Source organism: Streptomyces katrae, from assembly GCF_000717655.1.
GTDB classification, from domain to species: Bacteria; Actinomycetota; Actinomycetes; order Streptomycetales; family Streptomycetaceae; genus Streptomyces; species Streptomyces katrae_B.
Genome location: NZ_JNZY01000002.1, coordinates 15,454 through 37,242, shown reverse-complemented (window position 1 = coordinate 37,242; position 21,789 = coordinate 15,454). Strand labels below are relative to the sequence as shown.

The window sequence follows — 21,789 nt, the reverse complement described above, 5'->3', positions numbered from 1 at the left end:
CACGACGGTGTGCAGTGAGCCTAACCGGTGAAGGAAACGATCATCTTTCCGGTGTTGTCGCCGCGCAGCATGCCGAGGAAGGCCTCGGTCGCGTTCTCCACGCCCTCGACCACGGTCTCGTCGGCCACGAGCTCGCCGGAGCGCAGCCAGCCGGCGACGTCCTGGACGAACTGCGGCTGGAGCCCCGCGTGGTCGTTGACGAGGATGCCCTGCAGGCGCAGCCGCTTGCCGATGACCTGAACCAGATTGCGCGGGCCGGGGGTCGGTTCGGTGGCGTTGTACTGGGCGATCGCCCCGCACAGGGTGGCGCGGCCGTGCACCTTCAGGGAGGAGATGGCGGCCTCGAGGTGGTCCCCGCCGACGTTGTCGAAGTAGACGTCGATGCCCTCGGGGGCGGCCTCCTTCAGCTGCTCGCCGACGGGACCGTTCTTGTAGTTGAACGCGGCGTCGAAGCCGTACTTCTCCGTGAGGAGCGTCACCTTCTCGTCCGAGCCGGCCGAGCCGATCACTCGAGCGGCGCCCTTGATCTTCGCGAACTGGCCGACGAGGCTGCCGACCGCACCCGCCGCGCCGGAGACGAAGACGGAGTCGCCCTCCTTGAAGGAGGCCACCTCGAAGAGGCCGGCGTAGGCGGTCAGGCCCGGCATGCCGAGCACGCCGAGGTAGGCGGAGAGCGGTGCGAGCGAGGCGTCGACCTTGGTGGCGTGCTTGGCGTCCAGGTCTGCGTACTCGCGCCAGCCCAGGCCGTGCAGCACGTGGTCGCCGACCTCGAAGCCCTCGGCGGCGGAGGCCACGATCTCGCCGACCGCGCCGCCGTCCATCGGCTTGTCCAGCTGGAAGGGCGGGACGTACGACTTCACGTCGTTCATCCGGCCGCGCATGTAGGGGTCCACGGACATGTGCAGGTTGCGCACCAGGATCCGGCCCGGGGCCGGGGCCGCGACCTCGACCTCGCGCAGGGCGAAGTCCTCGGCGACGGGCCAGCCCTGCGGGCGGCGGACGAGGTGCCACTCGCGGCTGACGGCGGGGATCTGAGACATGGGGCGCTCCCGAATCGAGGAATCGACGAATACTTCAGCAGGTGAAACAACCATGCGCCTGGATATTTCATGTTGTCAAGTAAATGGGTACTCTGGATCCATGCCCAGTCGTCGCGCAGATCCCCTGACCCTTGAGGTTGTCGAGCTCATCGGTACCGTCGTGGCCCGCTACCACGAGGAGTACGAGCACGCGGCAGCCAGCCACCAGCTCACCGGCGCCCAGGCCCGGGTGCTGAACCTGCTGTCCCTGGAGCCGATGCCGATGCGGCGGATCGCGCAGCAGCTGAAGTGCGAGCCCTCGAACATCACGGGCATCGTGGACCGGCTGGAGTCGCGCGGCCTGGTCGAGCGCAGGCCGGACCCGGCCGACCGCCGGGTCAAGCTGGCCGCCCCGACGGAGGAGGGCCTGCAGACCGCGGACCGGCTGCGCGAGTCGCTGGACTTCGCGCGCGAACCGTTGGCCGGGCTGTCCAGGGCCGAGCGGGCGGTCCTGCGGGACCTGCTCAAGCGGATGCTGGGCTGAGCCTCCGGCTCAGAGGCAGATGAACCACCAGCACGACTCCGGCGGCTTCGTCGGCGACGGGCTCGGGCTCGGAGGAGGCGGCGGCTGCGCCGTTCCGGATCCGGTCGGCGAGGGCTTCCCCGACTGACCGGGCTTTACGGACGGCCCCGGCCCGGTGGCACCCTTCGTCGGCCCCGTCTTCCCCGATGCGGAGGCCGACGCCGTCGGACCCGGCTGCGCGGACCCCTCGGCAGACGCCCCGGGTACGGCCGACTGCGTTCCGCCCGCGGCGGCCTTCGCGGTCCCCGAGGCCTTCACCGGCTTCAGCGCCGAAGGCGCGCCGGGAGTCCCTTTGCCGCTCGGCAGCGGAGCCGGGTCCTGCGGGCCGTTCCCGTCGGTGAGCACCACCTCGGCGGCCCGGTCGGTCTTCTGCCCCTCGGTGACGATCCGGGCGAGCGCGAGCGTGCCCCCGACCGCGAGCACCAGGCCCAGCCCGACCGTCAGCATGGTCCGGCGGCGCCTGCGGTGCGCGGCGCGGCGCCGTGCACCGGCCCGCCCGTCCTGCCCTCCGGACAGCACGACGATCGAGTCCGCGAACGGGTCGGCGGGCTCCTCCCGCCGCACGGAGCCGCCGTACGGGGCGGCGGGCACGGCGGGCCCACCGGCGGCGGCGGGCGGCAGGTACTCGACGGGGGTTCCGCACCCGGCGCACGCCAGGGCGCCGTTGAGGTGCCTCCGGCAGGCGTGGCAGTAGTCCATGACGTCCGCACGCTACGTGGTTCCACGCAACATCCGTATCGCGGGTTCGTGGAGGTCCTGTGTGGAATCGTGGCTTCCATGACTGCCTCAGCGCGCTCGGGATCCTTCGGTCCGGCCGCCTTCCAGCTGGTGCTGCTGCGCCGGATGGCGGACTTCCGGCCGGACCTCGCCGAGGAGGCGCGGCGGCGGCTGGGCGCCTCGCTCGCCGAACAGCGGGAGGCGAACAAGCGCTGGCAGGCGATGGTCCGGTCCCCCCGCGCCCGCGGGGCGCTGGCCCGCTACCGCTCGGTGCTCGGCCCGCCGGAGTCCACGGCCGCCCGCACCATCGGCGACCTGGAGTGCGAGGCCCTGCTGTGGCCGGTGCCGCTCTGGCCGGACCTGCGCTTCGAGGTGCTGGCCGCGCCGGACGGGGCGGTGTGGAACGAGTGGCTGGTACGGGCCCCGGGCGCGCGGGGGCCCGTACTGGAGCGGCCCGAGGGCCTGCGGCCCTGGTCGGCCACGGTGGACGAGGTGGCGCGGGCCTTCGCCCCAGTGCGCCCGATGGAGGGCACCGCGCCGACCCGCTGGCGCCTCGCGTTCGCCGCGCAGGGCCGGCCGTGCGTGGCGGAGTTCACGTACGGCCTGCTCCAGCGCGTCGCGGTCGACGGGGCCGAGCTCTAGTAGGCGGCGGGGTCCAGCAGGCGGGCCTAGGCGGCGGGCCTAGGAGACGAGGAAGGAACGGACGCCCGCCGAGGTGGCGTCGTCGCCCAGCAGGTCGTTGTGCTGGAGGCAGCCGACCGGCGTGTTGGCCGCCCCGGCGAGCGGGACGCTGCTGTCCGGGTTGATGACCTCGTCGCAGTTCGACCAGAAGGTCGCGTACTTCACCGCGCCCGGGGTCTCGTCGCCCGCGTTCAGGTTCTTCACGACGTACGAACCGGGCGTCATGTCCCGGCACGCCTGGTCCCACAGGGCGCACGCCCACGCGGTGGAGGTGCCGTGGCTGGGACCGGCCAGCGAGACCCAGTGGTCGACGGTCACGGCTCCGCCGCCGAACTTCACGTACCAGCGGCCGACGAGCGAGCCGAAGGAGTGCGCCACGAGGTCGACCCGGGCGGCGCCGGTCTGCCGGCGGACCTGGTCGACGTACGCGCCGAGCTGGCCGGCCAGCACCTCGTTGACGGACTGGTGCGTGTCGTAACCCCAGGAGAAGAGCTCCGATTCGGCGTACCCGGCGGCGCGCAGGTCCTGCCGCAGGCCGCCCCAGACGCCCGGGCCGGCGTTGTAGCCGTGGACGAAGACCACCGGGTTGTGCGTCTGCACACGGGCGGCGGCCTGCGCCGGGAGGGGCGCGATGAGGGCCGGGCAGAGCGTCAGGAGCGCCAACAGTCTCTGGCGGGGCGTCAGCATGGGGTCCCCCTTACCTCGTTACGCACGAGTAGCGCGGACGGTGCGGGCATCGTGGTGCCTGTCGGTACAGAAATCCACCCCCGTGCAGCACCTCTCGCCCCGTGCGCCACACCCGGCCGGAGCAGCCCAACGGGCGACATGCCCCATTCGCCCGAGAAGATATGAAGTGCAACCGGCAGCCGCCGGTCTTCTTGCGTCAGCGCTCTCGGGAGGATCTGCCGTGACCGTCAGTCTTGAGCAGTTGCGCCGCTGCCACGTCGCCGTCGACCTGGGAGCCGCCAGGACCCGCGTGTACGTCAAGGGCGCCGGCCTGGTCGTCGACGAGCCCAGCGTCGCCGCCGTGAACACCCGCACCGGTGCACTCATCGCGGTCGGGACCTTCGCCGAACGGATGACGGGCCGCACGCCCGACTACATCCGGGTCGTACGCCCCGTCTCCGGCGGCACCGTCGTCGACATCGAGATGGCCCAGCGGATGCTGCGCCACCTGCTCGGCGAGAAGCTGCGGCGCGCCCTGCGCCGCAAGCCCCGGCTGCGGGCCGCCGCCTGCACCCCGCACGACGCCGACCCGCTCGCCCAGCGGGCCGCCGTGGAGACGATGGTCGGGCTCGGGGCCCGGCGCGTCGAACTCGTCGACACCCTGATCGCGGCGGCCGTCGGCTGCGGCCTGCCCGTGGAGCAGCCGACCGCGACGATGATCATGGTGTGCGGGGCCGCCGCCACCCAGATCGCCGTCCTCTCCCTCGGCTCGATCGTCACCGCCCAGCGGATCCCGGTCGGCGGCGAGGCCATCGACCACGCCGTCGTCCAGCACCTGCGCCACGCGCACGAGCTGATGCTGCCCAGCCAGGCCGTCCGCCCGCTCCAGGTCGCCCTGCACGGCGCCGACATCACCGGCGGGGGCCCCACCTCCACCCTCATCCACGGCCGTGACGTGGCCACCGGACTGGCCCGCTCGGTCCACGTCGACACCGCCGCCGTACGGGACGCCATCCACACCCCGCTGACCGCCGTGCTCGACGGCATCGGCAAGGTGCTGCGGGACTGCCCGCCGGACCTGGTCGCCGACCTGACGGACCGGGGGATCATGATGGTGGGAGGCAGCGCCCTGCTGCCGGGCCTGGACCAGATGCTGCGCGATGCCACCGGCATGCCCGTCGCCATCGCGGAACGGCCGGACGTGTGCGCCGTGCTCGGTCTCGGCATGATGCTCGAAGGGAAGATCGCCCCGATGGTCCTCAACCCGCTGGCCGAATGACGGACGCAGCGCCAGAGCCGGCCGCTCCCCCAGGAGTACGGGCCACTCTGCCCGTACTCCTGGAGGCGGTGCTCGGCGTCGGCTCCGAACTGGAGCTGCAGTCCACCCTCCAGCACATCGTGGACTCGGCGACCGAGCTGTGCACGGCGCGGTACGGAGCGCTCGGGGTCGTCGACCCCGAGCGCCTCCTGCTGACCGAGCTGTACACGGCCGGGCTGAGCGAGGCAGAGCGCGCCGCGATCCCCCGCCTGCCCGACGGGCGTTCGGGCCTGATCGGCGCGCTGATCACCGATCCGCGGCCGCTGATGCTGGAGGACCTGACGAAGGATCCGCGTTCGGCGGGGTTCCCGCCGGGCCATCCCCCCATGCACAGCTTCCTGGGCGTCCCGATCCGGGTCCACAACGAGGTCTTCGGCAACCTCTACCTCACCGAGAAGGCGGGCGGCGGCCCGTTCACCGAGGAGGACCTCGCCCTCGTACGCGTCCTGGCCTCGCAGGCGGGGATAGCGATCGGCAACGCCCGGCTGTTCGAGACGGCGCGCCGCCGGGAACGCTGGATCGAGGGCGCCGCCGCCGTCACCACGACGCTGCTGGCGGGCCGGCCGGCCATGGACGCGCTGATGTGCGTGGCCGAACGGGCCCGCCTGCTCGCGGACGCGGCGGCCGGGGTGGTCCTCCAGCCGACGCCGGAGGGCGGCATGGAGATCGTGGCCGCCTCCACGCACGCGGACCCCGGGGACCTGGTCGGGACGGCGATCGCCCCCGGTTCGCCGGTCCTGGAACAGCTCCTGGGCGGCGAACCGGTCTTCATAGAGGACTCCTCCACCGATCCCCGGATGACCACACACGTCCGGGAACGCTTCGGCCCGAGCATGATGCTCCCCCTCCAGAGCGGCGGCCAGCTGATCGGCACCCTCGCCCTGCCGCGCGCCCGGGGCGGGCGCCCGTACGACGCCGTGGACCGGCTGCTGGCCTCGCAGTTCGCCTCCCAGGCCGCGCTGGCCCTCGTCCTGGCGGACGCGCAGCACGACCGGGAGCAGCTGGCGGTCTACGAGGACCGCGACCGGATCGCGCGGGACCTGCACGATCTGGTGGTCCAGCGGCTGTTCGCGACGGAGATGATGCTGGAGAGCACGAAGAAGCGGTCGGCGGCCGCGCCGTCCGGGGACACGGTGGGCGACGAACTCGGCCGGGCGGTGGACGAGCTCGACTCCACCATCCAGGAGGTCCGCACCGCCATCTTCGCCCTCCAGCAGCCGCCGACGGACGCCCCGACGACGTTCCGGGGCCGGGTCCTGCGCGAGACGGGCGGGGCGGCCGTCCTGCTGGGCTTCCAGCCGTCGGTGCACTTCGCGGGCGCGGTGGACGCCCTGATCCGGGAGCCGGTGGCCGGCGACCTCCTCTCCGCCCTGCGCGGCGCCCTGGCCGCGGCCCACCGCCGCGCGGAGGTCACGTCGATCGAGGTCGAGGTGGACGCCACCCCGGCCCGCGCCCGCCTGACCGTCACGGACGACGGCCGCACGGAGTCGGGCACGCGGGGGACGACGCTGAACTGGGAGTCGGAGCTCTAGGGGGTGTCGGACCTGTGGGCGCCCTTGAGGGCGATGCGGGTACTGGACTGCGCCACGCCGGCCTCCCGCTTGAGCCGGCGCAGCAGCGCGTCGAGCGCGGCGGGATCGGCGGCCCGGGCCCGTACGAGGTAGTCGTACTCCCCCGTCACGTGCACGACCTCGGTGATCCCGGGCAGCGTGACGACCCGCTCCTCGAACTCCTCGTTGGTGGTGTCCTGCCGCAGGCTCAGATCGATGAAGACGACGAGCCCGCCCCGGGTGTCGGCGGCCGGATCCACGATGACGGTGAACCCGCGGATCACCCCGTCCCGCCGCATCCGGCGCACCCGGTCGGCGGTGGCGTTGGCACTGAGCCCGACGCGGACGCCGAGGTCGCGGTACGAGATCCGCGCATCCTGCTGCAGGATGCCGAGGATTTCCCTGTCGAGGCGGTCCATACCGCGATTCTCGCAGTCCGGGCCGATATACGCCGCTGCGCGGATGCCCCCGCCCCTCACCCTCCCGTTCCATGAGCGAATTCCTCTCCCCCGCTGTGTCGGGCGCGGTCGCGGGCCTGGGCGTGGCGATGCCGATGGGTGCGATGAGCGTGCTGCTGCTCCAGGAGGCGATGCGGAGCCGCCGCACGGCGATGGCCGCGGCGGCGGGCATCGCCACGGTCGACCTCGCCTACGCGGCCCTGGCCACCGCGCTGGGCCCCTGGGTGGCCTCCCACCTCACCCCGATCGAGGCCTGGATCCGCCTGACCTCGGCGGCCATCCTCCTGGCGATGGCCGCCCACGGCATCCACGACTCCACGGCCCCGCCGCCCACGGCACGGGTCCCGGGGCACGGTCCCGGCCTCTCGAACCCGTCGCCGCTTCAGGCGTCCGGCGCGGGGCGCAGCCTCGATCTTTCGGACCCGTCGCCGCTTCAGGCACCCGGCGCCGGGCGCAGCCCCGATCTTTCGGACCCGTCGCCGCTTCAGGCACCCGGCGCCGGGCGCAGCCCCGATCTTTCAGCCTCGCCGGCGTTTGAGGCGCGGGGTCCGGGGCGGAGCCCCGGTTTCGGGAAGGGGCGGGGTGGGGAACTGCCGCCCGCAGGGCCCGAACCCACCAACCGGCCTGACCTCCGGCCCGCACTGGAGCCCTTGGCCGGAGCCGTGACGGGGCCCAGGACCGGGGCCGGGACCGGGGCCGGGGCCGGGGCCGGGACCGGGGAAGGGACCGGGACCGGGGAAGGGACCGGGACCGGGCTCGAGCACGAAGCCGGGGCCGATCCCGGGGCCGAACCAGACGCTGGGGCCGGGCCCGGGGCGGGACTCGGGGCCGGGGGACAGGCCGGGGCCGTCAGGGCGTTCGGACGGTTCGTCGGGCTTACCGCCGTCAACCCGACCACTGCCCTCTACTTCGCCGCCCTCACCACCGCCCAGGCCTCCACCCTCACCACCCCCGTCACCGCCGCCGCCTTCCTCACCGGAGTCGCCGCCGCCTCGCTCCTCTGGCAGCAGACCCTCGTCGCCCTCGGCGCCTTCGCCGGCCGCAAGATCTCCCCCGCCGCCCGCGCCTGGACCTTCCGCCTCGGCTACGGCCTCGTCGCGGCCTACGCCCTGAAGATCGCCCTTCCCCTCCCCCACCCGACATGACCGGCCCCGCCGGAGGTGACCGACCCCGCCCGACGGGACCGGCCCCGCGCAACGAGACCGCCCGCCCCGACCGGGCCGCCCCGCCGGCCGGGCCGCCCCATCGACGCGACCGGCCCGCCGGAGGTGAAACCGACCCGCCCGACGGGACCGGCCCCGGGCAACGAGACCGCCCGTCCCGACCGGGCCGCCCCACCGACCGGGCCGCCCCACCGACGCGACCGGCCCGCCGGGCGTGACCGGCCCGCCCGAGGTGAAACCCGCCCGACGGGGCCGGCCCCGCGCGACCGGACCGCCCCGACCAACTCAGCCCGCCCCGCCCGATCCCCACCCCCTAGGGTGATTCCGTGACGACGACCCGCCTCTCGGCCCGCGCAGCCATCGCCTCCGTGACCGACCCCGGCAGCTTCGCCGAACTTTCCGCCCCCCACCGGGACTCGGCCCCCGACGGCCCCCTCACCTGGGCCGGCTACGACGACTCCCGCGCCCGCGCCGCCGCGCGGACCGGCGAAGGGGAGTCCGTCGTCACCGGGACCGCCCTCATCGGGGGCCGCCAAGCCACCGTGATCTCCTTCGAGTTCGGCTTCCTCGGCGGTTCCCTCGGCGAACGCACCGGAGACCGGCTCGAAGCCGCGTACACCCACGCTCGCGAACACCGCCTCCCCCTCGTGTCCCTGATCGCCACCGGCGGCTCCCGCATGCAGGAGGGCATGCTCGCGCTGACCCAACTCCAGCGCGTGGCCCGCCAGTCCGTCCTGACCCGCGCCGCCGGGCTCCCGCAGATCGCCGTCCTCCGGGATCCCACCACCGGCGGCGGCTGGGCCACGCTCGGCGCCGGGGCGGACGTGGTGCTCGCGCTCCCGGGTGCGCAGATCGGCTTCGCGGGCTCCCGGGTCCGGCCGGCGGACGCGCACCCGGCGGCGTACACCGCCGAGGGCCAGTACGCCGCCGGGCACGTCGACGCGGTCGTCCCTGCCGCCGAGCTGCCCGCGACCCTCGCCGACTGGCTCCGCCTGCTGGCCTCGCCCCGCTCCGCCCAGCCGGTCGAACCCCCGGCGGCGCTGTCGGACGTACCGCCCCCGGCCGGCGGCTGGGACGCCGTACGGCAGGCCCGCCACCCGGACCGGCCGCGCGCCGAGGCGTACCTGGACGCGTACTTCGCGCTCCGCCTCCCCCTTTCCGGGGACCGGGCGGGAGGCACGGACCCCGGGATGCTGTGCGGATTCGGGCTGCGGGAGGGGCGGGCCGTCGCGTACGCCGCCCAGTGCGGCACGGCGACCCGCCCGGCGGGCTACCGTACGGCCGCCCGCGTGATCCGCCTCGCGGACCGCCTCGGCATCCCCGTACTCACCCTGGTGGACACCCCCGGCGCGGCCAACGACGCCGCGGCGGAACAGGCGGGCGCCGGAGCCGCCATCGCGGACACCTTCGCGGCGGTCGCGGCGGCCGGGGTCCCGGTGACCACCCTCCTGATCGGCGAGGGGGGCTCGGGCGGCGCCCTCGCGCTGGCCGCGCCGGGGAACACCTGGGTCACCCCGGACAGCTACTTCTCGGTGATCGCCCCCGAACTGGCGGCGGCCATCCTCAAGCGCCCCCCGTCCGAGGCGCCGTCCACGGCGGACCAGCTCCGCATCCGCCCGCAGGACCTGGTCGGCCTCGGCGTCGCACGCGGCGTCGTCGGGCCCGTGGCCGGGACCGCCTGAGCGAACCGCCCCCGTCCGTTGTCAGAGGCGTCGGCCAGGATGCCTTCATGAGCGACGGAACGACCTGGCTGGCGGCGGCCCCCCGTTCGATCGCCTACGGCGGATACAGCGTGGTGATGGCCCGCGGGCTCACCCCGGAGGAACTCGTCGGGCGGCTCACGCAGACCGTGCTCGGCCCCGAGCACACGGCCATACCGGTCGGGGACCTCACCGGTGACGGCCTTCTCGAGCTCATGGCCGACACATACGGGAGCGAGTGGGACGCCATCGGCCTGCGCCACGGCCGGTGCGGCGACTGGTCGTTCACGGTCGCGTACGGGGGCTGGATGGGCGAGTTCGGCGGCCTGCCGCCGCTCTCCCGCGGCGGCGTGGACGTCTGCCGCCTGGAGTTCGAGGAGGAGAACGGCAAGCCGGTCCCGCCGCAGTTCTCCTACGTCCGCGACGAGGTCGTACTGAGCGCCTTCAACCTGTACCTGGACGGCTCCTGGGGCTACGACGGTGTCGTCGGCGAGCCCGAGGTGGCCGCCCGTGTGCAGGCCGAGCTGACCGCCGCGGGCCTTCCGGACGAAGCCGCGGGCCGCAGGGACGTCCACCGCACCGCCCTGGGGGTCGTGGAGCGCCACTTCGGCCTCTCGCTGCCCCGGGACGAGATCGTGACGGGCACGCTTCCGGCCGTACTCCTGGAACCGGCGTAGCGCCCTGAACGTTCACCCGCTCCCGGACGAAGGCCGGCCGCGATTCCGCCTCGAGGCCCTCGGCCGGGAAGACTTCGGCGATACGGGCAACCGCCGGCTGCCAGGCGGAGACGGTGCTGCGCGGCGGATCGCGGCCATGCCCGGAACGTACGGGACGGTCCCGCCCTCCTCGGGCAGCCTCTCCTCATGACAACGCATCCGAAGGACCCCGTGAACATCGCGCGGAAGCTGTCCGCGTTCGACGAGCAGTGGGCCCCCCGCCGCATCGCCCGGATCAACGACTACGAGGTCAAGGCCGCCAAGCTCCAGGGCGAGTTCGTGTGGCACACCCACGAGGACACCGACGAGCTGTTCCTCGTCGTCAGCGGGACCCTCACGATCCGCCTCCGCGACGGGGACGTGGTCGTCGGCCCCGGCGAGCTGTACGTCGTCCCGCGCGGGGTCGAGCACTGCCCCGCTGCGGACGAAGAGGTCTCGGTCCTGCTGTTCGAGCCGGCCGGCACGGCCAACACGGGCGATGCGGGCGGCGAGCGCACGCGGGAGCCGGTCGACGCCTGAGCTCGCCCCGAGCCTGACGCCTCAGGCGTCAGGCGTCAGGCGTCAGGCGTCAGGCGTCAGGCGTCAGGCGTCAGGCGTCAGGCTCGGGCGTCAGGTTCAGGCGTCACCCCTCACGCATCACACCTCTCGCATCACCCCTCGCGCATCACGCCTGCGGCGACCTCGCGTCGTACCGGGCGAACCCGCGCCAGCGCAGGGCCAGCAGGAGCAGCACCAGCACGCACCCCAGCCCGCCGCCCGTGATCGCCGTGGCCGGGGAGGTCCGGTCCGCGACGGTCCCGGCGAGGAAGTCCCCGAGCCGGGGCCCGCCCGCGACGACCACGATGAACACGCCCTGCAGGCGGCCGCGCATCTCGTCCGGGGTCGCGGCCTGCATCATCGTGGACCGGAACACCATGGAGATGGTGTCGGCCCAGCCGGCCAGGGCCAGGAAGAACAGCCCGAGCCACAGGTTCCGGGTGAGTCCGAACACTGCGATGGCCAGCCCCCAGGCGGCCACGGAGAGCAGGATCGCCAGCCCGTGCCGCCGGATCCGGCCCTGCCATCCGGAGAACAGCCCGCCCAGCAGCGCCCCGACGGCCGGCGCGGCCACCAGCAGGCCGACGGTCTTGGCGTCGCCGCCGTACCAGAGCACGGCGATGGCGGGGAACAGCGCCTTCGGCTGGGCCAGCACCATGGCGGCCATGTCGGAGAAGAACGTCATCCGGATGTTCGGCCGCGTGCCGAGGAAGCGCAGTCCGTCCAGGACCGAGGCCCGCCCCCGCTTGCCGCCCTCCCGCTCGGGCAGCATCGCGGGCAGCCGCCACACCGCGTAGAGGGCGGCGCAGAACGTGACGGCGTCGATCAGGTACGCGGCCTGGTAGCCCCACCAGCCGACGATGAGCCCGCCGAGCACCGGGCCGATCATCGTCCCGGAGGTCATGGTCACCGAGTTCAGCGCGTTGGCGGCGGGCAGCTGCTCGGCCGGAAGCAGCCGCGGGATCATCGCGGACCGGGCGGGCCCGTTGAGGGCGCCGCAGACCGCCTGGAGCGCGACGACCGTGTACAGCAGCCAGACCCGGTGGTAGCCGAGCACCGCGGCTCCGGCCAGCGCGATCGACAGGGCCGTGAGGCCGAGGGAGCTGTAGAGGCCGAGCTTGCGCCGGTCCACGGTGTCGGCGATGGCGCCGCCGTAGAGCCCGAAGACGACGAGCGGGACGAGGGAGAAGAGTCCGACGAGCCCGACCGAGAAGCTGGACCGGGTGATGTCGTAGACCTGGAGCGAGATGGCGAGGGCGGTCATCGCCTGGCCCATCCAGGAGATGGTGCCGCCGACCCACAGCCGCCGGTAGTCCGCGGACGTGCGCAGCGGGGTCAGGTCCGCGAATATCCGCGTCGCGCGGCGGGTGGGTGGGGGTGTGGGGGTGCTCGTACCGGTCACAGCGGATGATAACCGGCGGCCGTTCGGCGACCCCAGGCATGAACGGGCCGGAAGCCCGTATACATCCGGCCCGCGCTCACGCGCACCAGTCGCCCCATCCGGATCCGCGGTCTCAGGCCGGGCCGCTCCTTGCCGGTAACTCGCCACTGTCACAGGACATTTGACTGAATCGGCGTGCGCTCGTCGCCTCATGTTCGGCTCATGATGAAAAGACTCGTATGTCCAGGGAGGCGTAGTGATCGAACCTGGCAACAGCACCACGAGCACCGGAAGCGCGGACAACGGCGTCCACGCGTCCCCTCTCACCGCCCCGCTGACCGTCGGCGTCGAGGAGGAGTTCCTCCTCGTCGACGCCCGCACCTTCCGGGTGGTCCCGGCCGCCCCGCTCGTCCTGGCCACCGCCGCGGGTCTGCCCCACGAAGTGCATCCAGAGGGCACCCGCTACCAGGTGGAGATCGCCACTCCGGTCGCCGACTCGGCGCCCATGCTGCGCGAGGAGCTCGCCATCCTGCGGCGCACCCTCGCCCGGGCGGCCCGCGCCCACGGCTGCCGGCTGCTGGCCGCGCCCTCGCCGGTCGTGGCCGTGGAAGGGCCGCTGCACCTGACCGACGACGAGCCGCGCCAGCGCGAGCAGCACCGCCGCTTCGGCGCGCTCACCGACACCCTCGTCAGCTGCGGCCGCCACATCCACATCGGCACCCTCGACGTGGACACGGCGGTGGCGGTCTCGAACCGGGTCAGACCATGGCTGCCCACGCTGATCGCACTGGCCGCCAACTCGCCGTTCTGGGGCGGCCGTGACACCGGTCACGCCAGCTGGCGGGCGATGGCCTGGTCGGGCTGGCCCTCGGCGGGCCTGCCCCCGCACTTCACGTCCACGGCCCACTTCCGGCGCTCGGTGCAGAGCCTGCTCGGCTCCGGGGCGGCCCTGGACACGAAGATGGTCTATTGGGACCTCCGCCCGTCCGGGCACTGGCCGACGCTCGAGATCCGGGCGCCCGACATGTCCCCGGACATCGACACGGCGATCCTCCAGGCCGAGCTGGTCCGCGCCCTGGTGGCGACCATCCTGCGGGACATCGCGGAGCAGCGTCCCGAACCGGCGCTGCGGGACGACGTGCTGCGCCTCGCGCGCTGGCGGGCGGCGCACGACGGGCTGGAGGGCTTCGGCCTCGACCCGTACACGGGGGCCGAACTCCCGGCGGCGGACCTGGCGGAGGCCCTGCTGGACCTGGTCGCCCCGGAACTGGCGGCGTCGGGCGAGCTCGACCACGCGGCCAAGACCCTGGCAGGCCTCTTGCGCGACGGCTCGGGCGCCCACCGCCAACGCGCGGCGTTCGCCCGCCGCCAGGACCTGAACGACGTACTGCGCCACTTGGCGGACGAAACGGAGAACTTCTAGCCCCGGAGACCCGGGGATGATCCCGGGAGGACCCGGACACCCCCGGATACGCCAAAGCCGCAGGCGAGAACGTTTCTTCGCCTGCGGCTCGCAGTGGGGCGGGTGGGACTCGAACCCACGGCCGACGGATTATGAGTCCGCTGCTCTAACCGGCTGAGCTACCGCCCCTTCACGGCGTGGCGCGTACATGTGTGCGCGCCGTCTGCCGCAGCATAGCCGCTCATACGATCTCCTGCCTCGGATGCCTCGCATGATCGGCTTCGCTCCTGAGGGAGACCGTTCTGAGGGCTGCCCGGTTCCAGAACCAGGGCAAAAAGAAAGAGGACCCGCGTGAGGTCCTCTTCTTTCACGCTCCCCCGACTGGACTCGAACCAGTAACCTGCCGGTTAACAGCCGGCTGCTCTGCCAATTGAGCTACAGGGGACTGCGCTCCCCCGACTGGACTCGAACCAGTAACCTGCCGGTTAACAGCCGGCTGCTCTGCCAATTGAGCTACAGGGGATTGCTGCAGTGCGCCGAACAGCCCACCTCCGGCCTTGCCGGGGGGCGAGCGCCCGTTGCGAGTCATAGATTAGCGCAAGCAGGGGGGTGCTCCGCCAATCGGTATCGCCAGCAGGCCGGGCACCACACGACGAAGGGTGACAGGCATGCGGTACAAGGTCACGTTCGTGGTCGGACTGGCCCTCGGGTACGTGCTCGGAACGCGCGCGGGCCGCGAGCGCTACGAGCAGATGAAGAAATCGGCCCGCGAGATCGCGCAGAACCCGGCGGTGCGCAATGCCGCCGAGTCCGCCGGTCACACGGGCCGCGAGTACGCCGGGAAGGCCTTCGCCGCCGTCGGCGACAAGGTCGGCAACGCGGTCCCGGCCTCCCTGGCCGGACGGGTACGGGGACTGCGCGACCGGGCCGGCGGCGGCTCCGAGGACGAATGGGGCACCAGCAACACCTGAACCGTGGCAACCGGCCGGGATCCGTCGCCTCCGGGCGGCGGATCCCGGCCTGGCGTGCGGCAGAATTCTCTGCATGGGGATAGTCGCCGGGCTGGACAGTTCTTCCGCCTTCACTCGCATCGTCGTCTGTGACACCGACACGGGTGCCGTGCTGCGCCAGGGGTACGCGCCCCATCCGCAGCCCGCGGGCGATCCCGAGAGCGTCCACCCCCACGAGACCGACCCCCAGGCCTGGCTGCTCTCCCTCGGCGAGGCCGCCGGCGGCGGGCTCCTCGAAGGCGTCCAGGCCATAGGCGTCTCCGCGCAGCAGCACGGGCTGCTGCCCCTGGACCAGCAGGGCGCCCTCGTACGTCCGGCCCTGGTGGGCAACGACAAGCGCGGCCAGGTCGCCGCCGCCGACCTCATCGAGGCGCTCGGCGGCCGGCACGCCTGGGCCGAGGCCGTCGGATCCGTCCCGCAGTCCGCGCAGCCGGTGGCGAAGCTGGCCTGGCTGGCCCGCGCCGAGCCGGAGGCGGCCCGGCAGGTGGCCGTGCTGATGTCCGCGCACGACTGGCTGGTCTGGCAGCTGCTGGGCCGGCCCGCCCGGCGGACCACGGACCGGGGCGGCGCCTCGGGCACCGGTTACTGGTCGGCGGCCACCGGTTCGTACCGCCCCGACCTGGTCGAGCTGGCGCTCGGGCACATGGCGCTGCTGCCCGAGGTGCTCGGACCGGCCGAGGCCGCCGGCATGACCCCTGAGGGGCTGCTGATCTCCGCCGGCACCGGGGAGACCATGGCCGCCGCGCTCGGGCTGGGCCTCGGGCCCGGCGACGCGGTGGTCTCGCTGGGCGCCTCCGGCTCGGTCATGGCCGTGCACCACGAGGCGCTGTCGGAGCCGGGCGGGCTGATCACCTCGCTGGCCGACGCCAGCGGCATGCACCTGCCGGTGGTGAACACCTCCAACGCCGTACGGGCCCTGCGCGGCACCGCCGAACTGCTGGGCACCGATCTCGAGGGGCTGTCCGCGCTCGCGCTGAAGTCGACGCCGGGCGCGCACGGCCTCGTACTGCTCCCCTACCTGGAGGGTGAGCGCACGCCCAACCTGCCGCACACCGCCGGGACGCTGTCCGGGCTGCGGCGGGACTCGATGAAGCCGGAACACCTGGCCCGGGCCGCGTTCGAGGGCATGCTGTGCGGACTCGTCGACGCGCTCGACGTGCTGCGCCTGCGCGGGGTCGAGATCCGCCGGGTGTTCCTGCTGGGCGCGGCGGCCGAGCTGCCCGCCGTACAGGCCGCGGCTCCCGGGCTGTTCGGGACGCAGATCGTCGTACCGGCGCCGGCCGACTACGCGGCGCTCGGCGCGGCGCGCCAGGCGGCCTGGGCGCTCGGGGTGCAGCAGGGCACGCTGGCCCCGCACACCCCGCCGGTGTGGCCGGGCCCGGCGGCGCAGGTCTTCGAACCGGGCGAGGAGTACCCGGCCTGGCAGGCGGTGCGCCAGCAGTACATCGCGACGCGGGAGCAGATCCACCCCGGGGCGTTCCAGGGGTAGGGCCGCGCCGCTCCTCCCCTCGGACGCGGGACCTACTGCCGTCGCAGTAGGCCCGGCGGCCGGTCTACTCCTTTTGACCGGCCTTTGCGAAAAGCGGTGGGGATCGGCGCCGGGGTGGCCGAAGATGGGGTGAACCCCACGAACTGCCGACCGGAGCCTACGCGTGCTCATACGACTTCTGCGGACCCATCTGAGTCCGTACCGGAAACCCATCGCCCTCCTGGTCCTGCTGCAACTGCTGCAGACCAGCGCGAGCCTCTACCTCCCCACGCTGAACGCGGACATCATCGACAACGGTGTCATCAGCGGGGACACCGGCTACATCCTGCGCTTCGGCGCCCTGATGCTCGGCGTCTCCCTCGTCCAGCTCGGGTGCAACATCGGCGCCGTCTACTTCGGCGCCCGTACCGCCGCCGCCGTCGGCCGCGACATCCGCGCGTCCGTCTTCGACCGGGTGCAGAGCTTCTCCGCGCGGGAGCTCGGCCAGTTCGGCGCCCCCTCTCTGATCACCCGTACGACGAACGACGTGCAGCAGATCCAGATGCTGGTGCTGATGACCTTCACGCTGATGGTCTCCGCGCCGATCATGTGCATCGGCGGCATCGCCATGGCGCTCTCGCTCGACGTGAAGCTGTCGGGCGTCCTGCTGGCCGTGGTCCCCGTCCTCGGCCTGTCGGTCGGCGCGATCGTCTTCAAGACGCGGCCGCTGTTCCGGAAGATGCAGGTCCGCCTGGACACCGTGAACCGGGTGCTGCGCGAGCAGATCACCGGCAACCGCGTCATCCGCGCGTTCGTCCGCGACGAGTACGAGAAGGACCGGTTCCGGGACGCCAACGCGGACCTGACCGGGGTCTCCCTCGCGGCCGGCAGGCTGCTCGCGCTCATGTTCCCGACCGTGATCGTCGTCGTGAACATCTCCAGCGTCGCCGTCATCTGGTTCGGCGCGATGCGCATCGACAGCGGCGGCATGGAGATCGGCCAGCTGACGGCCTTCCTGGCCTACCTGATGCAGATCGTCATGTCCGTGATGATGGCCACCTTCATGTTCATGATGGTGCCGCGCGCCGAGGTCTGCGCCGAGCGCGTCCAAGAGGTCCTGGACACCGAGTCCAGCGTGGTCCCGCCCACCGAGCCGATCCGCAAGCTCCTGCGCCGCGGCGTGCTGGAGCTGCGCGGCGCCGACTTCCGCTACCCGGGTGCCGAGGCGCCGGTGCTGCGCGGGGTGGACCTGGTGGCCCGCCCCGGCGAGACCACGGCGGTGATCGGCTCCACCGGCAGCGGCAAGTCCACCCTGCTGGGCCTGGTGCCGCGGCTGTTCGACGCGACCGGCGGCCACGTGCTGGTCGACGGCGAGGACGTCCGCCGCATCGAGCCGGAGCTGCTGGCCAAGACGGTGGGCATGGTCCCGCAGAAGCCGTACCTCTTCTCCGGAACCGTCGCCTCCAACCTGCGGTACGGGCGCCCCGACGCCACCGACGAGGAGCTGTGGCGCGCGCTGGAAGTGGCGCAGGCCAAGGACTTCGTGTCCGCACTGGAGGGCGGTCTGGACGCGCCCGTCACCCAGGGCGGAACCAACGTCTCCGGAGGCCAGCGCCAGCGCCTGGCCATCGCCCGCACGCTGGTGCAGAGCCCGGAGATCTACCTCTTCGACGACTCCTTCTCGGCCCTGGACTACGCGACGGACGCGGCGCTGCGCGCGGCGCTCGCCCGCGAGACCGAGGACGCGACGGTGGTCATCGTCGCCCAGCGGGTCTCCACGATCCGCGACGCCGACCGGATCATCGTCCTGGACGAGGGCCAGGTCGTGGGCGAGGGGCGCCATCACGAGCTGATGGCCGACAACGAGACCTACCGGGAGATCGTGCTCTCCCAGCTGACGGAGGCGGAGGCCGCATGAGCGGGCCCGGAGGACGGATGATGATGGGGCCGGCCGAGCGGTCCCTGGATTTCAAGGGCTCGGGCAAACGGCTGCTGCGCCAGATCGCGCACGACCGGGCCAAGCTGTGGGGCATGGTCGTCGCCGTCGTCGGCAGCGTCGCCTGCTCGGTCATCGGCCCGAAGATCCTCGGTGAGGCCACCGACCTGGTGTTCGCGGGTCTCGTCGGCCGGCAGATGCCGGCCGGGATCACCAAGCAGCAGGCGCTGGACGGGCTGCGCGCCAAGGGCGAGGGCGGGATGGCGGACATGCTGTCCGGCACCGACTTCACCCCCGGCGAGGGCATCGACTTCGGTGCCGTCGGGGTCGTGGCGATCTGGGCGCTGGTGGTCTTCACCCTCGCCGGCCTGCTGATGCTGGTCGCGACGCGCCTGTCGAACCACATCATGAACGGCACCGTGTACCGGATGCGCGAGGAGCTGCAGGGGAAGCTGTCGCGGCTGCCGCTGTCGTACTTCGACCGGCAGAAGCGCGGTGAGGTGCTGAGCCGGGCCACCAACGACATCGACAACATCGGGCAGACGCTGCAGCAGACGATGGGTCAGCTGCTCAACTCGCTGCTGACGATCGTCGGCGTGCTGGCGATGATGCTCTGGATCTCCCCGCTGCTGGCGCTGGTCGCCCTGCTGACCATTCCGGTCTCCGTCTTCGTCGCGGCGAAGATCGGCAAGAAGTCGCAGCCGCAGTTCGTGGCGCAGTGGAAGTCCACGGGCGCGCTCAACGCGCACATCGAGGAGATGTACTCGGGCCACGCGCTGGTCAAGGTCTTCGGCCGGCAGAAGGAGTCCGCGGCCGTCTTCGCCGAGCAGAACGAGGCGCTGTACCGGGCCTCGTTCAAGGCGCAGCTGGTCAGCGGGATCATGCAGCCGGTGATGCTCTTCATCTCGAACATCAACTACGTGCTGGTGGCGGTCGTCGGCGGTCTGCGCGTGGCCTCGGGCAGCCTGTCGATCGGTGACGTGCAGGCCTTCATCCAGTACTCGCGCCAGTTCTCGATGCCGCTGACGCAGGTCGCGTCGATGGCGAACCTGGTGCAGTCCGGTGTCGCCTCGGCGGAGCGCGTGTACGAGCTGCTGGACGCGGAGGAGCAGGAGCCGGACGCCGAGGTGCCGGAGCGGCCGGAGCAGCTGCGCGGCCAGGTCACGCTCGACAAGGTGGCCTTCCGGTACGAGCCGGACAAGCCGCTGATCGAGAACCTGTCGCTGACCGTCGAGCCCGGCCACACGGTCGCGATCGTCGGCCCGACGGGCGCCGGCAAGACCACGCTGGTCAACCTGTTGATGCGGTTCTACGAGGTCACGGGCGGCGAGATCGCCCTCGACGGGGTGGACATCGCGAAGATGACCCGCGAGGAACTGCGCAGTGGGATCGGCATGGTGCTCCAGGACACGTGGCTGTTCGGCGGCACCATCGCGGAGAACATCGCGTACGGCGCTGCGCGCGAGGTCACGCGCGCCGAGATCGAGGAGGCGGCGCGGGCCGCCCACGCGGACCGGTTCGTCCGCACCCTGCCGGACGGCTACGACACCGTGCTGGACGACGAGGGCGCGGGCGTCAGCGCGGGCGAGAAGCAGCTGATCACCATTGCCCGGGCATTCCTGTCGGACCCGGTGATCCTGGTGCTCGACGAGGCGACGAGCTCGGTGGACACCCGTACCGAGGTGCTGATCCAGAAGGCGATGGCCCGCCTCGCGCACGGCCGTACGTCCTTCGTGATCGCGCACCGGCTGTCCACGATCCGCGATGCGGACGTGATCCTGGTGATGGAGAACGGCTCGATCGTGGAGCAGGGCACGCACGAGGAACTGCTGGAGGCGGACGGCGCGTACGCGCGGCTGTACGCGGCGCAGTTCGCGCAGGCGGTGGCCGAGGTCGACTAGCGTCGACGTGTCGGCTTGGCAGGGGGTGCCCTCTCGGCAGAGGGCACCCCTTCTCCGTACTCAGTCCAGGTAGCCGCGGAGCTGGTCGGCGAAGGCGTGGTCGCGCAGCTTGTTGAGCGTCTTGGACTCGATCTGCCGGATCCGCTCGCGCGTCACGCCGAAGATCCGGCCGATCTCCTCCAGCGTGCGGGGCCGGCCGTCGGCCAGGCCGTAGCGCAGCTGGACGACCTTGCGTTCACGCTCGCCGAGGGTCGACAGCACGGCTTCCAGGTGCTCGCGGAGCAGGAAGAACGCGGCGGACTCCATGGGCGAGGCCGCGTCCCCGTCCTCGATCAGGTCGCCGAGGGCGACGTCGTCCTCCTCGCCGACCGGCGCGTGGAGCGAGACCGGCTCCTGGGCGAGGCGCAGCACCTCCAGGACCCGCTCGGGGGTCAGCTCGAGGTGGACGGCGACCTCTTCGGCGGTGGGCTCGTACCCGCGTTCCTGGAGCATGCGGCGCTGTACGCGCACGACGCGGTTGATCAGCTCCACGACGTGCACGGGTACGCGGATGGTGCGGGCCTGGTCTGCGAGGGCCCGCGACATGGCCTGCCGGATCCACCAGGTGGCGTAGGTGGAGAACTTGTAGCCCCGGGCGTAGTCGAACTTCTCAACGGCCCGGATGAGCCCGAGGTTCCCCTCCTGCACGAGGTCGAGCATGGTGAGCCCGCGGCCCACGTAGCGCTTCGCGACGGAGACGACGAGCCTCAGGTTCGACTCGATGAGGCGCCTCTTGGCCATCCGCCCCATGACGACGAGCTTGTCGAGGTCGAGGGCGAGCCGCAGGTCGAGGTCGGGGGTGTTGCCCAGCTTCTCCTCGGCGAAGAGTCCGGCTTCGACGCGGCGCGCGAGCTCGACCTCCTCGGCGGCGGAGAGCAGCGGGATCCTGCCTATCTCGCGCAGGTACTGCCGGAACAGGTCGGCGGAAGGGCCTGCTCCGCCGCTGTCCGCGCGCCGACGCTGCTCGGGCACCTGCTCGATCAGCTCCAGCACCTCGGGCTCTTCGGGCTCCTCGTCCACGGCGTCGACCTCGGGCTCTTCACCCGCAGTGGCCTCGGTGTCCTGGACGGGCGGGCTCACGTTGACGGTCAGGATCTGGGTCTGCACGGGGGCGACCTCCAGGGCTCCGAGGACGGGGGCACCGCACCTCAGTGTGGGGTACGACACATCACTGCCACGAGGGGCGTGCGAGCACTTTCTGAGTCCGGTGCGTGACCGGATGGTTACCCCCCGGCGGGAATCCCGATGCGGATCGGACGCATGTCCGAGAAGACCGATGCCGTGTCCGAGTACGAAACCCACGTGACGGTGCGCTGCCCGGCCCCGGCTGAGCCGGCGCGGCTCGAAGCGGGGCCGGGGGGCGGGGGTTGAAGGTGACGCACATCCTGCCGGCGGGCCGGATGGTGTCCCAGCCGATGCCGACCCTGCGGGACCGCGACGGCCGCGAGGCCCCGGTGCCCCGGCTGCGGGCGGCGGGCTCCGACCCGGTGCGGGTCACGATGGAGACGGTCCCCTGGACCACGGACCGCCCGGGCCCCGGCGAC

The 21,789-nt window shown here is 72.6% G+C and carries 19 protein-coding genes and 3 tRNA genes; 13 read left to right on the top strand and 9 right to left on the bottom strand.

Translation table 11 applies throughout. The features are described 5' to 3' along the window. Positions 1 to 20 precede the first annotated feature (20 nt). The gene (locus IF09_RS0102350; RefSeq protein ID WP_030291396.1) at positions 21 to 1,040 is read right to left on the bottom strand and encodes an NADP-dependent oxidoreductase; all 1,020 of its coding nucleotides are present in this window, start codon (positions 1,038 to 1,040) and stop codon (positions 21 to 23) included. Between the two features lie 100 nt (positions 1,041 to 1,140). On the opposite strand from IF09_RS0102350, the gene IF09_RS0102345 reads away from it, so the two are divergent. After that, positions 1,141 to 1,563: a MarR family winged helix-turn-helix transcriptional regulator gene (locus tag IF09_RS0102345; RefSeq protein WP_030291395.1), complete on the top strand. Its 423-nt coding sequence runs from the start codon at positions 1,141 to 1,143 to the stop codon at positions 1,561 to 1,563. Positions 1,564 to 1,572: 9 nt separating this feature from the next. Here IF09_RS0102345 and IF09_RS0102340 read toward each other — a convergent pair whose 3' ends face one another. Continuing rightward, positions 1,573 to 2,301: an SCO2400 family protein gene (locus IF09_RS0102340; protein ID WP_030291394.1), complete on the bottom strand. Its 729-nt coding sequence runs from the start codon at positions 2,299 to 2,301 to the stop codon at positions 1,573 to 1,575. 78 nt (positions 2,302 to 2,379) lie between these two features. Here IF09_RS0102340 and IF09_RS0102335 point away from each other — a divergent pair, with 78 nt between their 5' ends. Then, positions 2,380 to 2,961 (top strand): hypothetical protein, encoded by a 582-nt coding sequence (locus IF09_RS0102335; protein ID WP_030291393.1) that lies wholly within the window; start codon positions 2,380 to 2,382, stop codon positions 2,959 to 2,961. 39 nt (positions 2,962 to 3,000) lie between these two features. Here the strand turns inward: IF09_RS0102335 and IF09_RS0102330 are convergent, their stop codons facing one another. Beyond that, positions 3,001 to 3,687, bottom strand: coding sequence for an esterase/lipase family protein (locus IF09_RS0102330; RefSeq protein WP_030291392.1), 687 nt, complete (start codon positions 3,685 to 3,687; stop codon positions 3,001 to 3,003). A gap of 220 nt (positions 3,688 to 3,907) precedes the next feature. Here IF09_RS0102330 and IF09_RS0102325 point away from each other — a divergent pair, with 220 nt between their 5' ends. Further along, entirely contained in the window at positions 3,908 to 4,945 is a 1,038-nt protein-coding gene (locus tag IF09_RS0102325; RefSeq protein WP_030291391.1) for a rod shape-determining protein, read from the top strand. Continuing rightward, entirely contained in the window at positions 4,942 to 6,516 is a 1,575-nt protein-coding gene (locus IF09_RS0102320) for a GAF domain-containing protein (RefSeq protein WP_030291390.1), read from the top strand. Before IF09_RS0102325 ends, IF09_RS0102320 begins: the two co-directional genes overlap by 4 nt. Here IF09_RS0102320 and IF09_RS0102315 read toward each other — a convergent pair. Further along, on the bottom strand, positions 6,513 to 6,953 hold the full coding sequence (locus IF09_RS0102315) for an Lrp/AsnC family transcriptional regulator (protein WP_030291389.1): 441 nt from the start codon (positions 6,951 to 6,953) through the stop codon (positions 6,513 to 6,515). The genes IF09_RS0102320 and IF09_RS0102315 overlap by 4 nt on opposite strands. 71 nt (positions 6,954 to 7,024) lie before the next feature. On the opposite strand from IF09_RS0102315, the gene IF09_RS0102310 reads away from it, so the two are divergent. The 4 genes from IF09_RS0102310 (at position 7,025) to IF09_RS0102295 (ending at position 11,090) form a co-directional block, all read left to right on the top strand. Beyond that, positions 7,025 to 8,137 carry a hypothetical protein gene (locus IF09_RS0102310; protein WP_158709896.1) on the top strand — a complete coding sequence of 371 codons (1,113 nt, stop codon included), beginning with the start codon at positions 7,025 to 7,027 and terminating at the stop codon, positions 8,135 to 8,137. 344 nt (positions 8,138 to 8,481) lie between these two features. Then, positions 8,482 to 9,837, top strand: coding sequence for a carboxyl transferase domain-containing protein (locus IF09_RS0102305; RefSeq protein WP_030291386.1), 1,356 nt, complete (start codon positions 8,482 to 8,484; stop codon positions 9,835 to 9,837). Positions 9,838 to 9,884: 47 nt separating this feature from the next. After that, entirely contained in the window at positions 9,885 to 10,532 is a 648-nt protein-coding gene (locus IF09_RS0102300) for a hypothetical protein (protein WP_030291385.1), read from the top strand. A gap of 186 nt (positions 10,533 to 10,718) precedes the next feature. Further along, positions 10,719 to 11,090: a cupin domain-containing protein gene (locus tag IF09_RS0102295; RefSeq protein ID WP_030291384.1), complete on the top strand. Its 372-nt coding sequence runs from the start codon at positions 10,719 to 10,721 to the stop codon at positions 11,088 to 11,090. Between the two features lie 145 nt (positions 11,091 to 11,235). Here the strand turns inward: IF09_RS0102295 and IF09_RS0102290 are convergent, their stop codons facing one another. Continuing rightward, the gene (locus tag IF09_RS0102290) at positions 11,236 to 12,510 is read right to left on the bottom strand and encodes an MFS transporter (RefSeq protein ID WP_037633768.1); all 1,275 of its coding nucleotides are present in this window, start codon (positions 12,508 to 12,510) and stop codon (positions 11,236 to 11,238) included. Positions 12,511 to 12,745: 235 nt separating this feature from the next. Between IF09_RS0102290 and IF09_RS0102285 the strand changes: the two genes are divergently transcribed. After that, on the top strand, positions 12,746 to 13,912 hold the full coding sequence (locus tag IF09_RS0102285; protein ID WP_051832021.1) for a carboxylate-amine ligase: 1,167 nt from the start codon (positions 12,746 to 12,748) through the stop codon (positions 13,910 to 13,912). Between the two features lie 94 nt (positions 13,913 to 14,006). On the opposite strand, the gene IF09_RS0102280 is transcribed toward IF09_RS0102285, so the two are convergent. The 3 genes from IF09_RS0102280 to IF09_RS0102270 form a co-directional block, all read right to left on the bottom strand. After that, positions 14,007 to 14,080, bottom strand: a tRNA-Ile gene (locus IF09_RS0102280). Positions 14,081 to 14,263: 183 nt separating this feature from the next. Further along, positions 14,264 to 14,336: transfer RNA gene (locus IF09_RS0102275), tRNA-Asn, on the bottom strand. A gap of 5 nt (positions 14,337 to 14,341) precedes the next feature. Then, positions 14,342 to 14,414, bottom strand: a tRNA-Asn gene (locus IF09_RS0102270). 145 nt (positions 14,415 to 14,559) lie between these two features. Between IF09_RS0102270 and IF09_RS0102265 the strand changes: the two genes are divergently transcribed. The 4 genes from IF09_RS0102265 to IF09_RS0102250 all read left to right on the top strand — a co-directional run bounded on the left by IF09_RS0102265 (position 14,560) and on the right by IF09_RS0102250 (position 20,206). Beyond that, positions 14,560 to 14,862 carry a hypothetical protein gene (locus IF09_RS0102265; RefSeq protein WP_030291380.1) on the top strand — a complete coding sequence of 101 codons (303 nt, stop codon included), beginning with the start codon at positions 14,560 to 14,562 and terminating at the stop codon, positions 14,860 to 14,862. Between the two features lie 73 nt (positions 14,863 to 14,935). Then, on the top strand, positions 14,936 to 16,390 hold the full coding sequence (locus IF09_RS0102260) for an FGGY family carbohydrate kinase (RefSeq protein ID WP_030291379.1): 1,455 nt from the start codon (positions 14,936 to 14,938) through the stop codon (positions 16,388 to 16,390). Positions 16,391 to 16,553: 163 nt separating this feature from the next. Continuing rightward, on the top strand, positions 16,554 to 18,287 hold the full coding sequence (locus IF09_RS0102255; RefSeq protein ID WP_030291378.1) for an ABC transporter ATP-binding protein: 1,734 nt from the start codon (positions 16,554 to 16,556) through the stop codon (positions 18,285 to 18,287). Then, positions 18,284 to 20,206 carry an ABC transporter ATP-binding protein gene (locus IF09_RS0102250; protein WP_030291377.1) on the top strand — a complete coding sequence of 641 codons (1,923 nt, stop codon included), beginning with the start codon at positions 18,284 to 18,286 and terminating at the stop codon, positions 20,204 to 20,206. The genes IF09_RS0102255 and IF09_RS0102250 overlap by 4 nt, the downstream gene beginning before the upstream one ends. A 60-nt stretch (positions 20,207 to 20,266) precedes the next feature. Here the strand turns inward: IF09_RS0102250 and IF09_RS0102245 are convergent, their stop codons facing one another. Then, positions 20,267 to 21,412, bottom strand: coding sequence for an RNA polymerase sigma factor (locus IF09_RS0102245; protein WP_418953011.1), 1,146 nt, complete (start codon positions 21,410 to 21,412; stop codon positions 20,267 to 20,269). Positions 21,413 to 21,789: the final 377 nt, after the last annotated feature.